This is a genomic window from Cytobacillus spongiae (genome assembly GCF_021390075.1).
In genome coordinates this window covers 853,324-869,049 of the sequence record NZ_CP089997.1, presented here as the reverse complement: position 1 = coordinate 869,049, position 15,726 = coordinate 853,324, and the positions used below count along the sequence as shown (strand labels likewise).

Here is a 15,726-nt window from a genome sequence, read left to right as displayed (position 1 = left end):
GATTAAGCAACATCTGTACCTGTTGAAGCAATCCAAATTTTAAACCATTGCTGTCTAGTCATTTGAATTTTTGTTGCTTCTACAGCAGCTTTAATTCTATTGTAATTGCCTGATCCTGCAATTGGAATCATACGGGCCGGGTGGTTTAGCAGCCAAGCATACATCACTTGATCAAGCTCTATCCCTCCTAATTCCTTTCCAACTTCCTCTAAAGTCTTTCTCAAACGAAGCGATTTTTCATCATGCGCTTGGAAGATTTGACCTCCCGCTAACGGGGACCAAGCCATAGGCGCTACTCGGTTTTCTAAGCATTGTTCAATCGTTCCATCTTCAAATGCATGTAAGTGGCTAACTGAAATCTCCACTTGATTCGTAACAAGTGGGAAATCCAGATAGCTGCTAAGCATTCTAAATTGGGAAGGTGTAAAGTTTGAAACACCGAAGTGTTTCACCTTTCCTTCTGTTTTTAACCTAGTAAATGCTTCTGCCACTTCTTCAGGGTTCATAAATGGGTCTGGTCTATGAATAAGTAGAACATCAATATAATCCGTCTTTAAGCGGCTTAACGAATTTTCAACACTTTTTAGAATATGTGCTTGACTCGTATCATAGTGCTTTACTTTATGCTCTGGATGCTTATCGGACAAGAGCTTAATACCACATTTTGTAACAATTTCCATCTTTTCACGCAACCTAGGGTTTAATTGAAGAGCTTCTCCAAATAGACCTTCACAGGAATAGTTTCCGTAAATATCCGCATGATCAAACGTCGTAATCCCTAGCTCAAGACACGCTTCAATCAGCTTTAGCGTTTCTTCGCTATTCATATTCCAATCCGCTAAACGCCATAGTCCATGGACAATGGGTGAAAAGGATAATTCATCAGTTAATTTCACCTTCTGCATATTTATCACCTTTTTTCGATAGATTCACTATGAAATTTATAGGAAAATTTTATAAATTGCAAGCAAGATTACTTTCCCAAAATAATTATTGTATTGCATGCAAATGTTAGGAAGTTTGTAGTCATTATGATACGAATGGATGAAAGCGTTTACCTACTAAGGAATAAAAGTTGTACTAGTGAAAAGAAATACCAATCTTTTGATTGAAAAGTCAGCTGATATTATTATACAAATTTTCACTTGTTACACAATCTATTTGCAAGGGTGGAACATCAGTTAGGTGGTGGCTATGGCGCCCAGTAGACTATCAGTCTCCATTTGCCAAATCTCGGTATCGGAATGTCACGTTAAAATAGGCAGGCACCAATTATCTATTACAATCCCTATCTCAATGGAAGGATTCTCCAAGGAAAATTCTATCCAACTGATATCAATACTCATCCGCTCCCATTAGAAAAAGCAGTGTGTGAAAATGACAAATATTAGTTAGAAAGAAGGGGACTCCATTTTGAAGCCTAATAAGATAAAACCCCCATCCAGATGATGACTGGATGGGAGTTTCTAGCGAGTGCTTTGCTTTCTTCTTTGACGTAGAATGTGGTTGGTGTTTTCGGGCTCTTCGGTGGAATTTTATCCATTAGTAGTCCTAACTTTTCCTGGATTCAGACTACTCTAGCGTTTTTCCTCTTCTCCTGTCAAAAACCTGCAAGACTCTTTCACTCGACAACAATACTACCTATTCCTTGTCTTCTTCCACGCCCTCACTATTTGCATCTTCAGGTATCAGGATCTGCCCCATTTTCCCAATTTTCAACAGTGTTTGCATAATCGTTTTTGAGAGTTTGCTTGGTTTGTATGGTTTGATAAAGTACTCTTTGGCACCTAGTGCATACCCTTTTTCTTTTTCATCTAGTGCGGAAGAAATAATGATGGGGATATTTTTGTACTTCTCTTCCTTTTTCATACGAGTCATAATATCCCATCCATCAATTTCCTGCTCGTCTAACATAATGTCCAATACAATTGCATCTGGAACGTCATTTTCAAGAAACTGAATGGTTTCTTTTCCTGATTTGGTATGGCACACTCGAAAACCGCTGTCTTCAAGCTCTTGTTGTATTAATTCTGCTAAGCTTTGGTCATCCTCCACCAATAGGATTAAATACTTATCCTGTGAATCAGAACCATTAGCTGAAATGAGCTTTGATGATGTCACGCCAATCTTTGGTAAAGTAACGGTAAACGTACTGCCTATGCCATACTGAGACACTACAGAAATCTCGCCTCCATGTGACTTTACAATTTCTTGGACGATTGCAAGACCGAGCCCTGTCCCGCCAATTCGTCTGCGGTCAGAATTATCTACTCGATAGAATTTATTAAACAGCTTTTCCATCGCATCTGGCGGAATGCCTAGCCCCTCATCTGTCACATCAATTTTGACGTTTTCATTTTCGATGTACGTTTGAATAGCAACCTTCCCGCCATCTGGAGAATACTTGATTGCATTATTGATTAGATTCGTAAACACTTGTTCTAGCTTTGCGCTATCTCCAAGTATCGATTCGTTTTCGATTTGATTTTCAAAAACTAGTTCATGATTCGTCGTATTCACTTGTTGGGCATCCATCACTTTTTCAATAATTGGACCTAGTTGGATAAATTTTTTCTCATATGTTTGCTTCCCAGCTTCCATTCGTTGAAGGTCTAAAAAGTCGTTAATTAAGGCGGTTAGCCTTTTCGCTTCACCATAAATAGTCGTCAGATATTTCTTTTGCTTTTCTGGTTTCAGTTCCCGATTTAGAATCAACTCTGTGAAGCCAAGGATACTAGCTAATGGTGTTCTTAGTTCATGGCTTACCGTGCTGACAAACTCTGACTTCATTTGATCTACTTCAAATTCTTTAGTGATATCACGGTGCACGAAAATGGTACCTACTCGTTCAATACCTTGGAACAATGCTGTGCAGTATACTTTTACGACGGTATTTTCCGCTTTCTTCTTATAGGTGAATGCATACTCACCGGATAGATCGAGCATATTCTTCGCCTTAGTCACAAATTCATCGAACCCTTGTTCATCTTCAATAAAGTCTTTCATAAAGCTTGTCCATTTGGTCCATGTCAATCCTTCTAAATGGCCTAGGTTTTCTTTGCATTCAAACATTTGGCAAAGCTGATTGTTTACCTGTACGATTGTTCCTTCAGAGTCGATTAATTGAATCCCTTCATTGACCGAATTTAATATATCCTGGTTTAAACGGCGGTTTTTATCCGATCTTTCATAGATATTAATCTTATCAAGCGACATTCCCACTTGTTTGGCTAACGATACATATTCATCTGAATATCTTTCTAAAAACGGATCACCAAAACGACTATAAACCATCGTCGCCATCACTTCATTAGCCGATGACAGAACTGGGATAAATATATCGTAGCAATAGCCTCTTTCTTCGTGGAAACCTTTTTCACTTACATCGATCTCTCGTTTAATTGAAAATGGTTTTTTCTCCTTTAGTAATCGTTCATTGATTCCATTGTCAATATATTTGCGATACTGGTCTACCCCAACAGTAGATACGCCGAAAGCTGCATAGGCATCTTCATGGATTAACGTAATCATCCCTCTATCTGCGTTAATTAAGCCACTCATATTGATGACAATACTTTCTAGTACTTCTTTTTTATCTAAGGATGTTGAAATTTTATTGATTAGCGTATTTCTTCTTCCTAATTCTTCTTCATTTCTTCTTAATATTTCTAAAGCTTCTTCAAGTTCTTCTTGCTGAGCTTGTAATTCTTCGTTGTGAGCGAGAAGGTCTTGCTCCTTTTCTTGAATACTAGCAATCATTTGTTTAAAAGCAACCGCTAGTGCCCCAAGTTCATCTTCACGCTCACTGTCTACCTTAATGACCGCTTCATTTCCTTTAGCAATTTCATTTGCCGCATAGGCAAACTCAGCAAGAGGTTGCCCAATTTGAATAAGCATTAGACGTATCATGCGAAATAGCACGATTAAGATGGTAAAAATAAATACTATCAATCCTAATTGAATCCAGCGTTGTTTCTGTGTCAGTTGTAGGACTTTCTCATCCAACTGATCGTTGATTCCGATTAAATATTGCCGTGAATTTTCTTGAAAATTGATGATGTTCGCAGTCGTTCCCGAATTGGCAATATTCGATATTTCACTCTTTTTACCAGAATCCATTAATTCGAGAGCGACTGGAAGCTGTTCAATAAAGTAATAATTGGTGAACTCTAGTAGTTCTTCTCCATATGCTTTATCTCCATCCGTTATAACAAGTTTATTAAAGTCTGATATTAGCTTCCTTATTTTTGGCTGCTGTTCTAACGCATTATCTCGAAGATCTGGATTATCAAATGCGATATATCCTCTAATATCTGAAAAAACGGTATTATATCTGTCATTAATCTCTCTAATTATTTCCTCACGGTTTACAAGCTCGGCTCTTTCTTTATAATACGTACGATTAATTTGCTCCATTGTAAGAAAGATTGCAGCAGTGCCTAGAATAAAGAATATGATAAAGAAGCCCATCAAGGCAATGAACCGCCTTGACAAGCCCTTTTTGAAATATAGGTTAAGCTTGCTCATGGAGAATCTCCTCAACTCGCTCAATTAATTGAAAGGGACTAAATGGTTTTTCCATAAAAAAATCGGCTCCCGCTTCCAGTACACGATCAATTTCATGCTTTTGACTTTTCGCTGAGAGCATTAAGATTTTAACATTCGATTGATACTCCTCACCTCTCAGCTTTTGGATGACCTCTAGCCCTGTTAAGCCCGGCATCATATAATCCAAAATAAGCAAGTCATAATCATTTTCTTCTATTAACTTTAATGCTTCTTCCCCATCCTCTGCTTCATCTACGATATACTCTTCTTCCTCCAATGTATCAACAATAAGCATCCGTAGAATTTCTTCATCTTCTGCAATTAGGATTCTATTCATCCTTCTTCCCCCTTCAATGCTTCAGAAGCAAATATTTCTTTCATCATGTAATAGGATTTTTTCAACCGCTCGTGATAGCGCGGAGTTTCCCACATGTCCCAAGAATATAGCTTCGTATCTATTTTTTTTATATGATTATCTGTTAGAGCTGGCAGGCTCCCTATAACACCTTCAGTACCAGCCGCAACCACGGCAACGCGAAAACCTTCTACTACATGCGAAGCACTTAATCCTTCCTTCCAAATATCCCCCATTACTTCTTTTTGACTTGGATCCTTCACATTTAGCAGCATCCAAGGAATCCGTATTTCAATCGTTTGCTTATCTGTACTAATATGAATATCGGCTAATGAATCATACTCTTTATCGTTTGGATTGGCATTCCCAAACAGAAATTTTCCTGTTTCATACGATTGGAATGGAATCGTTTCATTTGTTGATGGGATCGTTAGCTCTTTGTTTAAAGCCAATCGAATGGGATGAAAAACGCCATTGTCCTTTTGACTTGCATAAGGAATCCTTGGAATCATTTGCAATTGGTCGCCATAATGAAAATAGAATGTGTCATAGTAGCTATCAATCCACAATCTTGAATGCTCATCCTTGCCAATTTCTGCTACAAAATCAACTCCAAAATCGGTTTGTACCGTTTGATGATCTCCTAAAGGAATTTTCGTTTGACCTTGGTCCTGTATTGTATCTACTAATAGATAGGTGGTTAGCTCCTCGCGATTAATAGGCTCGTTAAAATCAATTCGACTATAAAGATACCCTTCATCTGATGTAAAAAAGACTTTATTGATTTTACCGTCTTCAGATGATACATCCAAGGCTTGAACCCTTTGTTTATTCCAGTCCGCTGTTCGCCCATCTACAAAAATAGTCCCTTCATTTAATCCAGGCTCAAAGCTTAGCAAACCAAAATGTTGTTCATTTGTTTGAAGATTTGTCCAAAATGGTCTTCGGTCAGGGTTATCATAATCCATTGTATTCCATGTTCGTTTAAACCACTCATCTTGCCATGTGAACACAAGTCCGCCAGCATACCTTTCTGAAACAATGGAGCGAAACAGTTTGGCATTAATTTCTCCCTGTTCTTCCTCTGAGTGAAATCCTTGATCCATATCATATACGTTTTTATGTGTTAACCCTCTTGAAGCAGGGACTCCGAATTCGGCAACTATTATAGGCATATCATGCTCTTTTCTTAAATCATTTAAATAACCTGCATAGTTATTCTTTTCACCAAACTTATCCACATATTGAGTGTACTTTTCCTCAAAATTCAAAAAATCAGGATAATATGGATATATATGATAGGAAGCGAACATTCCACCTTTGAAATGACTTGTCGCTTGAATATTCATAGGGTTTACCGTTGCAATATCCTCTTTCACAGAAGGCTCTGCAGGATGAGCGAGTAAATCGGTAGTTACCCAGTTTGTAAAGCTCATGGAATGCTGCCATTGGTAGTTCTTGCTTTCATAAGCTGTTGTGTATTCCATTATACTTGCTAGCCAGCTTTCAAAAGGAGAGCTATTTATGGATTGGAAGTACTCACCAGAAAACGAGGGCATTCCTTTATGCTTTTCATTTGTAGCCATAACTACTTCCGGATCCCACTCAATTCCAATCATAAAGCTTAAAACATATGGAGAGATATCGTGAATATATTTTCCAGAAGCATGGCCAGGATTGGGGGCAATATCCGCGTTTCCATGAACGATATCGATCATCTGTCTAATTTCACGCTTGAAATCATCTGTTACTTCTGTATTGAAAGCATCTTGGCTTTCAACAAGCATTTCCTCATTCACCCATGCCCCATGTATTAAAAACAAAGGTTCTTCCGCCAGCTTATTATATTCAGTAAATGCTTCATAAAAAGCTGGTGGGTGAATAGTGTACACTCGTACAGCGTTTGCATTCATATCACCGATCGCTTGAAACCACCTAAAATATTCTTCCTTTGTGATAGCTGTCTCTCCAGGAAAGTGTGCTGGCTTTGCTATTCCCATATTAACACCTTTAACAAGGAGGTTCTCCCACTTTCCATTTTTAAGAACTTGAATATACTCCTCACTCGTTTGACTATTAATTTTCGTCCCGTCTACATCAGTGATTTCAACAGCTTCATTCTCCTGTTGGACATGGAGTCCTTCTTTCAAGATTTTCTTCATCACTGGAACATATACTTTCCAATAAAATGATTCATTTAAGCTGAACTTCTGCTTCCAATAGGTGAATCCTGAGGTTTGATAAATCGTTGGTACCTCGCCTTCATCTGCAAAATCCCCTGCAAAATAGTAGGAAGTGTATTTCGCATTTTTCTGTTGAACAATTGCTGGAAACGTCACTGGAATCCCATAGTTTGATAATTTCTCTTTTGCTTTGTCCGTTACAGATAGTGTATATGTAGCAAGAATCTCATCTTCATTTCGAGCGCTGACAATATCAAACCAATAGGAATAATGTGCCGATAAATCTTCATCAAAAAAACGCTGCCCATTCTTTGTTAGCTCAAAGAGTGCCCCTGTACCCCTTATCTCTTTCTCGTCCAAAACTACAATAAAATCATCTTTATTAACAAACACAAACCCAGAACCTTTAAAATCCCATTCATCTTCATAGTTTTCCTTTACCCATACAGGAACCTCCGTATTTTCTAGATGAGAGAAATAGCGCCCAATCCATCCATTCCAATTGATATGAAGTAGGTTTTCGACTTTACTCTTTACACTTTCTGCGGTAGGACTAGCAAATGTATTAAACTCTGCAATAAGAGTCTTTCCTAATCCGCCTAACAACGTCTGTTCAATTTGAGAAGCTTCTTCTTCTAGCAATCCACCATATAAGCTTTTCGATCTCTTTCCTAACAAATTACTTCCAAAGAATTCTTCTTCATATACACCATATTGATCTGCTAGATAGATGACTTCATATGGATCTAAGTCGTTTGGAATCGGCTTGATTTCGTATTCTTTGTTTGATTGAGGATGGAAACCTGCATAGTCCTTTTCAAATAAATAAGAAGCACCATTGTTTTTTATATATTTTTCATTATTTAGTATCCATACGAGTCCCTTATGCTCACGGTATGATTGATCAGGTACGGTTTTATCCACGACCAATACGTCTAGTTCCTTTTCAGACTTAACTAACCATAGCCAGAACGGGCTTAAGATGATTCCGAGAAACAGACTGACATATATGAACATATATAATTGGTTTTTCGATAATCTATTTTTCATTGCGAAACACCTTTTCGTTTCATTTCTCCCCAGCTTCTCTTACCAAAAATCATTTGAACAATACCCTCACATCGCCATAATACAGTTAAGGGTCGATACCAAAGGGTCTCTGTTAAAGAGTATAGAAATAACTTCAATAGGTGTGAGATTTTCGGATATTTCCTCATGCTCCATTCTTCTAGTAACACCGCTGCCATTGAAAATAAGGAGCCATACATACAAGACAACAAGAAGATTAGAATAGCAAATTCAATATAAATCCCACCTAAGAAAAACGAAAACAGGACGAAAAGATACCCACAAAGTTCAACAACTGGTCCTAAAAATTCAATCAACCAAAAATAAGGAAACGATATGAAACCGATTGAACCATATTTAGGATTAAAGGTTAATTTACGATGCTCCCAAAGGCTTTCAAATAACCCACGATGCCATCTATTTCTCTGTCTTCTTAAGTATTTCATCTCTTCAGGCACTTCTGTCCAGCATACAGGGTCAGGAACATAGACAATTCGCTTATTCACTCCTTTTTCTTTGAGTAAGCGGTGGATTCGGACAACAAGCTCCATATCTTCACCAACAGTGTTTGTTTTATATCCTCCTGCTTCAACTAGCCAATACTTAGAAAAGACTCCGAAGGCCCCTGAAACAATTAAGAGAAGATTATGCTTGCTAAGCCCAATTCGTCCCATGAGAAACGCACGTAAATACTCAATTACCTGCATAATAACGATTGGATGGTCCGATAACCCAATAGATAGGATATTTCCATTCTGAATTTCGCATCCATTTGCGATCCGGATACTTCCACCTGATGCAACTACCTCTTCGTTTGAATCTATGATTGGCTTCATCACCTTTAGAAAGGCATCTCGCTCTAAGACGGAATCACCATCTAATGAGCATATATATGGATAATGAGAAAAGTTTAACCCGACATTTAATGCATCTGCCTTGCCACCATTCTTCTTATCAATTAAAAAGAGACCCGGGAGTATTTTTGACTGATAGATGGTTTTAATAGGCATCGCATCTACTTGCTTTCTTACCACTTTTTTAATTTCTTGCATATCATAATGTTCAATCATTTTCTCTAGCGTTCCGTCTGTCGAACCGTCATTTACGACTACGATTTCATACCTAGGGTAGTTAATACTTAGCAAGGAACGAACACTCTGGACGATACCCATTTCCTCATTGTACGCAGGGACAATAATTGATACAGGTCTTGTAAATGTTTCATCCATGTATTCTTCATACGATTGTTCCCGATCAAGCTGATATTCCCGGCGCAGATGAACAATCGAAATCAATAAAATGGTTGAGTAAAAGCCAATGACAAGAATCATATATATGGCAATGAACCAGGCAAATGAATTTACGATATCCGTCCAAGTGATGAATAACATCATAACACCTCCCCTTTATTGATCCATTCCCATGCCATGTCTCTAGCAAAAGGATCCTTAGATGTTTCTAACACTTCTCGAAGAGTACGCTCTCCATTAGGAAATTGCATAATGGATTGACCGGCCTGTGACCTTACCCACCAAGAAGAATCATGAAGAAGCCGAATTAAACAAGGGATAGCCACCTTTTCTTTCGTTTCACCAAACAACTTAGCGACCATCATCCTCTCCTGCCATTGAGGTGCTTGGCAAGATGGCATATAGGCTTCTATTTCATTTACATAACCAATCGCTGCTAATGATTTTAATGCCCGAATTTTGATTTCTCCTGAAGAGTTAGCATACATCGATTCAAGAAAAGGTAAATACTCCATCTTTTTTTGTAAACCAATCGCATCTAAAACCGCGTATTGTAGACTAGTCTGACAATGATGAAACCCTTCAATAAACTGGTCATAAAGATGATTAGGAATGCGCATTAATATATTTCGATACTCAAACTCAGATAAATGGCTGTGTTTTTGTGTTAGGGCTGTATAGAGGTGTTCATATTCAAAAGAAGCTAGAATCCTTAGGCTATGGATAATTTCATCTTTAGAGGATCTTTCTTTTTCAGATAAGTGGAGAACTTCGTTTAATAAACTGGTGATTGTGAATTCTTCAATATGGTATAAAGCGTTCATACGCTTACTCCAACGCCTGCTCGAGAGAAGCTGATGATAATATTTTTTTAAGTAATTTTCTGCAAATTCGGAGACTCGCTGTTTCTCTTCTTTCCCTTCTAGTAGATCTGTATATCTCCCAAGTAGCTCACTGATTGCGATTTGTTTTAAAAGAGAGTCGGGGACTAAGTCCCTTATGACTCTCCCTTCACTTAAGTACGAATAAATTTTCAAACTCAAATTTTCTTTAAAGTCTTCGATTTTCTTTCTAGTTTGAATTTCCCGCCATTTTCGGATGATTAAATAGCCTAACAGGATGAACAGAATCCCTAATATGACAACTGCACTAATGACTAAAAGGAAAATTTCATTCTTAATCATATTATGACATCCTCTGAATCAAACGTTGTATTCTAGCTTGAAGCTCCTTTATACTAAAAGGCTTTGTCACATAATCGTCTGCTCCTAGTTTCAACGCTCTTGCAATGTCATATTCACTTTTTCTACCAGTTAACATAACAATTTGGAATCGACTTGCATTCTTTGATTGCTTTAATCGTTGTAGAACCTCTGTCCCGTCCATCACTGGCATGATTCCATCCAGTATTAAGAAATGCTCCCCTATCTCATCTGTCCTGCCTGATTCAAAAAACTTTAGACCATCCTCGAACGTTTTGGCGTCAAGCTCATAACGATCAAACTCCATGGATTCGACCATCTTTACTAGCATCGTCCGGATAATTGGATCATCATCAATAATCGACACATTTAATCTTTTCATAGGGGCTGTTATTGGAATAATATTGGCACTTTCAATGCGTGCTCTGCCGTTTTCCTTTGCTTGATAAAGGGCTTGATCTGCTGCCTTTAATGCCGCGGATCTTGTAGTTTCAGGCTCCTGTACCATAAATACTCCACCAGAGAAGGTAACTGAAAATGTTTGATGATTCTCTTCAAACTCAATTTCTGCAAATTTCTCCAACAATCTAGACAACGTGTCTTTTGCTTCCACATCAGAAGTTCTTGGAAATAATACAACAAATTCTTCTCCCCCATAACGGAATACTGTATCGGAGCTTCTTGTATGATTTTTTAAAAATTGAGCGAATTCGGCAAGCACCTTATCCCCTACTAAGTGGCCATATGTATCATTCACCTTTTTGAAGTGATCTAGATCCAATATTGCCACAGCGAAAGGCGTCTTTGTTCGATTAAAGTCTGTTAAATTTCGCTGGAGGAGGTCATCCATAAACCTTCGATTGTATACTTGCGTGAGTTCATCCATTAATACGGATTGATCAAATATTGCTTTTCTATCAAGCTGTCGCTCCACTCGAATGACAAATTCTTCAATATCAATCGGCTTCTCAATAAAATCATCTGCACCTTTTATGTAGGCATTAAGTCTTGTTTCTCGATCATCACGAATACTAATCATCATTTTTGGAATAAACTGCTTTTTATTATGATTTTGGATGTCTTCTAGTAATTGAAAACCACTTTTCGTTGGCAAGTTTACATCAATAATTAAGCAATCAGGATGCATATCAAAGTACTGTTCGATGGCCTTCAGTGGTTCGGTATTCGCCATAACCATCCAGCCCTTTGCTTCTAAAGCATCCTTTAACAAAATCAACATTGACACATCGTCATCTATGAGTTGAATGAGAGGGGAATCCTCATTTTTCATATCTGTAAACGGTACATCAATATTATGAAGGTGCTCGTATTCATAGCTTAGAGTGATTAAATCATACAAGAAGTTGCGGAGCTCTAGAATCGACCAATTTTTCTCATCCTTCTCCTCAATTTGGTTCATTAACTCGTCGGACAGCTGATGCAACCCAACAAGATGTAAGGTCCCACTCGTTCCTTTTATGGAGTGTAAAAAGCGGTACACATCCTCATTTGAGACGGTCTCTTCTTGTTTATCTTCAAACCAAACCTTCATTTGTTCTTTCATCTTTTGAAACAATAACTGTTTATATTTTTCCAAGTTCATAATCCTGCACCTCAATTTGGGAGAAATGATAAAAGCCCGCCTGAACCGGGTATGGGCGGGTACCATCATTACTTATAACCTCTAACATCGTAAAAATAATCTTATATTTTTATTTTAGTATGAAAAGAAAGCCGTTACAAGAAGTTACGCTCATGGGTTTATTACTATTTTATGAAAAAATGAGGCGATATAGATGACACATTTGTTCTTTTCTTCATCTGTTTTCATTTGTTTGAACGGATGGATCTCTTACAAATTCTGACCTACTTCCTTTAAGCTATTTAATAATTGAAAAATTAATTCTATTAAATAAATTCCAACTACTGTATAATGTTAGGTAATATTACCTAACATTCCTAGGAGTCCAGCAATGAATGAAATTAAAGAGCTTTTCTTTAACCTTTTAATCTTATTATTGTCGATGCTCTTTCTACAGACTCTCGTAATGAATCGAATCGGTCAAATATTCCTCCATATAACCAAATGGAAAATTGCTGTAATTGCTATAATTCAAGTTTTTATTTGTATGATGTTCACCTATACCTTCGAAGGCGAGTTTAAGTTTGATTTTCGAATGATCCCTATACTAATCGCTGGGCTATATGGTGGTCCATGGGTTAGTGCAGTTGTGATGATTGCTACGATCTTATTTCGCATTCCACTTGGAGGCGACGGAATATATACTACCTTGATTGTGATTCCTTTAGCTGCCCTTATATCTAGTTTGTTATCAAATTATTTCTTACATTCCTCTACCTCTCGAAAAGTTTGTATTGTCGGAGCCATTACGTTCATATTCTCATTACTCGTCTTTATCATGCCGGTTTACTTTTTTAATTATCCGATAAATTGGTACTTCATAATGGTATTTACAACGTCTCAAACCATCGGAATGATTATCGTTACCTATACTACTGAACTAATGATTCAAAACATTCATCTCCAGCGGGCCATTATTAAGTCAGAGAAGATGGAAGTCGTCTCACACCTTGCTGCAAGCATTAGTCATGAGGTGCGCAATCCCTTGACGGTAACCAAAGGGTTCATCCAATTATTAAAAGATGACCCTACAAATAATTCAAAGAAAAATTATTACCTAAATACAGCACTAGAAGAGCTTAACCGCGCAGAAGGGATAATAAATGACTACCTGACTTTTGCGAAGCCTCACCCAGAACAACTTGAAAGAATGCCCATACATGAAGAAATTCTCAAAGTAGTTGCTCTCATTACCCCTTATGCGAATCGCCATTCCGTGAAATTGATTCATGAAATTGAACAGGAAGCTTACTTGTTAGGAGAAGCTCCTAAATTTAGACAAGCATTAGTCAATCTCCTTAAAAATTCTATTGAAGCAATGCCTAATGGAGGAACGGTCTATATTGGCTTAAAAATTTTGAGCAGTGGCTTTTCCATTCATCTTTTAGATACCGGGGTTGGAATGACACATGAACAATTAGCTAGACTTGGAGAACCATACTTTTCTACTAAAGAAAGGAAAGGGACGGGGCTTGGCATGATGGTCGTTTACCGTATAGTTGAAGGGTTAGGCGGAGAAATTGATGTATCGAGTGAAGTGAATAAGGGAACCCATTTCATTCTTACTTTTCCAGAGTTACGGAAAGAAAAAGAGGAGATCTAGTAGAAACTTATCTCCTCTAAGATGATTATGAATTTTTTTCAACAGAAAGCTCTTTTATGCGGTCTGTACATGCATTCATCGCTGATAAAACAGCAGCACGCAGCCCCTTCTCTTCTAATTCAGCAACCGCCTTTATCGTAGCTCCTCCAGGTGTACAAACTTGGTCCTTTAATTCCCCAGGATGCTTGTCTGTCTCTAGCACCATCTTAGCTGCTCCAAGAATAGCTTGTGCTGCAAGCTTGTATGCTTTCGCTCTTGGAATTCCTTGCATTACCCCTCCATCTGCTAACGCTTCAATGAACATGTACACATATGCTGGGGAAGAACCACTAATGGCAGGAATGGAATCCATTAATGCTTCTTCAATTACCTCAACCTTCCCGAAGCTCCTGAACAGTATTTCTACATTCTCTAAATCCGCTTCTGTAACCGAGCTATTCACTGCGATGGCACTCATCCCCTCACCTACTAGTGAAGGTGTGTTTGGCATCGATCGAACAGCTTTGATGTTCCGATCAAATGTATTTTCTAAGTAACTTAAGCTGACTCCTGCCGCAACTGTAATAATGACTGCCGAATCTGCTACACTTCCCTTTATTTCTTCAATAATTGCCGAATGCAGTTCTGGTTTGACTGCTAAAACAAGGAGATTCGAGAACTTTGCAACCTCTATATTGCTTTGTGTAACCTGTATGCTATATGTATTCTCCACTCTTTGAAGCGTCGAGGTTGTAAATGCGCTCGCTTTAATTTGAGAAGGGGCAACTACTCTAGATTTAATTAGCCCCGCAATCATGGCTTGAGCCATTTTTCCACAACCAATGAACCCAATCTGTTGATTCATTTGCTCACATCCTTATGTTGTTGTCATCGCTATTATACGTGACATGGAGTGAGAGAACAAAGATATTGACGCTTCCATTCCTCTCGAGTATTTCTGGTTTATCAGCCAACAGTTTACTTCCGTTTTCTTAACTTATTATTTTTTCGAATTTTACAAGTGAATACCGTCATAATAAAGATAAGACCTAACCACATAATTTTAATATACTTCATCCGTGCTCACCTCTAACATATAAGACGATAGAAATGGGAAAAAGATTACAAAACAAAGGATATTTAGTAAGGTGGTTTTTTCATGGAAGAACATATCATTCAAATGCTAAAAATTCTAGGACGAATTTATACGATCTTACCTTTATTACTACTTGTAACGATATTTATGGGTAAAAGGTCAATTGGTGAGCTACCAGTCTTTGATTTTCTCGTGATTTTAGTATTAGGTTCGGTTGTCGGAGCGGATATAGCAGAGCCTAAGATTAACCATTGGTATACTTCTATTGCAATATGTGCAATTGCTCTCTTACAATTTATCGTTGCGTATATCAAAATAAAAAATCGAAAACTCGGTAAGCTGCTTACATTTGAGCCTACTGTGGTCATCTACAAAGGTCAGTTTCTTGTCGAGAACATGAAAAACATCCGCTTTTCTCTTGATAATATATTGCAATTACTGAGAGGAAAAGATGTGTTTAATGTAGAGGATGTGGAAATTGGGATTATTGAAGCAGATGGAACGTTGTCTATCAAGCTTGTGGCCGCTAAAGAGCCTGCTCGGATTGGACAATTGAATGTCGTTCCGAACGATAAAGGCATTGATATCCCACTGATTGTGGATGGAAATGTTTATGAGGAAGTTTTAACGAAGAAGAACCTTACAAAACAATGGCTCCTTCAAGAGCTTGCCAAAAGGCACATTACCCATGTAGATAAAGTCTTTTATGCTTCGCTCAATACAAACCAAGAATTATATGTTTCTTTAAAGGATGACCATCATAAGCCTGATGCACCGCCCATTTATAACTAACAAGTGTG

General features: G+C 37.8%; 10 protein-coding genes. 2 read left to right on the top strand and 8 right to left on the bottom strand.

Translation table 11 applies throughout. The annotated features are described in order from the left end of the window. Positions 1 to 2: 2 nt before the first annotated feature. From LS684_RS04595 to LS684_RS04565, 7 genes are all read right to left on the bottom strand, one after another. A complete protein-coding gene (locus tag LS684_RS04595; RefSeq protein WP_233810350.1) occupies positions 3 to 905 on the bottom strand; it encodes an aldo/keto reductase in 903 nt (300 codons plus the stop codon). 736 nt (positions 906 to 1,641) lie between these two features. Further along, positions 1,642 to 4,527, bottom strand: coding sequence for an ATP-binding protein (locus LS684_RS04590; protein WP_233810348.1), 2,886 nt, complete (start codon positions 4,525 to 4,527; stop codon positions 1,642 to 1,644). After that, positions 4,514 to 4,885, bottom strand: a complete 372-nt coding sequence (locus tag LS684_RS04585) for a response regulator transcription factor (RefSeq protein WP_233810346.1) — start codon at positions 4,883 to 4,885, stop codon at positions 4,514 to 4,516. Before LS684_RS04585 ends, LS684_RS04590 begins: the two co-directional genes overlap by 14 nt. Further along, positions 4,882 to 8,136 carry a hypothetical protein gene (locus tag LS684_RS04580; protein WP_233810344.1) on the bottom strand — a complete coding sequence of 1,085 codons (3,255 nt, stop codon included), beginning with the start codon at positions 8,134 to 8,136 and terminating at the stop codon, positions 4,882 to 4,884. Before LS684_RS04580 ends, LS684_RS04585 begins: the two co-directional genes overlap by 4 nt. Continuing rightward, entirely contained in the window at positions 8,133 to 9,545 is a 1,413-nt protein-coding gene (locus tag LS684_RS04575; protein ID WP_233811542.1) for a glycosyltransferase family 2 protein, read from the bottom strand. Before LS684_RS04575 ends, LS684_RS04580 begins: the two co-directional genes overlap by 4 nt. Continuing rightward, positions 9,545 to 10,588 (bottom strand): HEAT repeat domain-containing protein, encoded by a 1,044-nt coding sequence (locus LS684_RS04570; RefSeq protein WP_233810342.1) that lies wholly within the window; start codon positions 10,586 to 10,588, stop codon positions 9,545 to 9,547. Before LS684_RS04570 ends, LS684_RS04575 begins: the two co-directional genes overlap by 1 nt. Position 10,589: 1 nt before the next feature. Next, on the bottom strand, positions 10,590 to 12,209 hold the full coding sequence (locus LS684_RS04565; protein WP_233810340.1) for a GGDEF domain-containing response regulator: 1,620 nt from the start codon (positions 12,207 to 12,209) through the stop codon (positions 10,590 to 10,592). Between the two features lie 370 nt (positions 12,210 to 12,579). On the opposite strand from LS684_RS04565, the gene LS684_RS04560 reads away from it, so the two are divergent. Continuing rightward, positions 12,580 to 13,851 (top strand): ATP-binding protein, encoded by a 1,272-nt coding sequence (locus LS684_RS04560; protein ID WP_233810338.1) that lies wholly within the window; start codon positions 12,580 to 12,582, stop codon positions 13,849 to 13,851. A gap of 25 nt (positions 13,852 to 13,876) precedes the next feature. Here LS684_RS04560 and proC read toward each other — a convergent pair whose 3' ends face one another. Then, complete coding sequence (gene proC, locus LS684_RS04555) at positions 13,877 to 14,695, bottom strand: pyrroline-5-carboxylate reductase (protein WP_233810336.1); 819 nt, start codon at positions 14,693 to 14,695, stop codon at positions 13,877 to 13,879. A 294-nt stretch (positions 14,696 to 14,989) separates the two neighbouring features. On the opposite strand from proC, the gene LS684_RS04550 reads away from it, so the two are divergent. Beyond that, entirely contained in the window at positions 14,990 to 15,718 is a 729-nt protein-coding gene (locus LS684_RS04550) for a DUF421 domain-containing protein (protein WP_233810334.1), read from the top strand. Positions 15,719 to 15,726 lie beyond the last annotated feature (8 nt).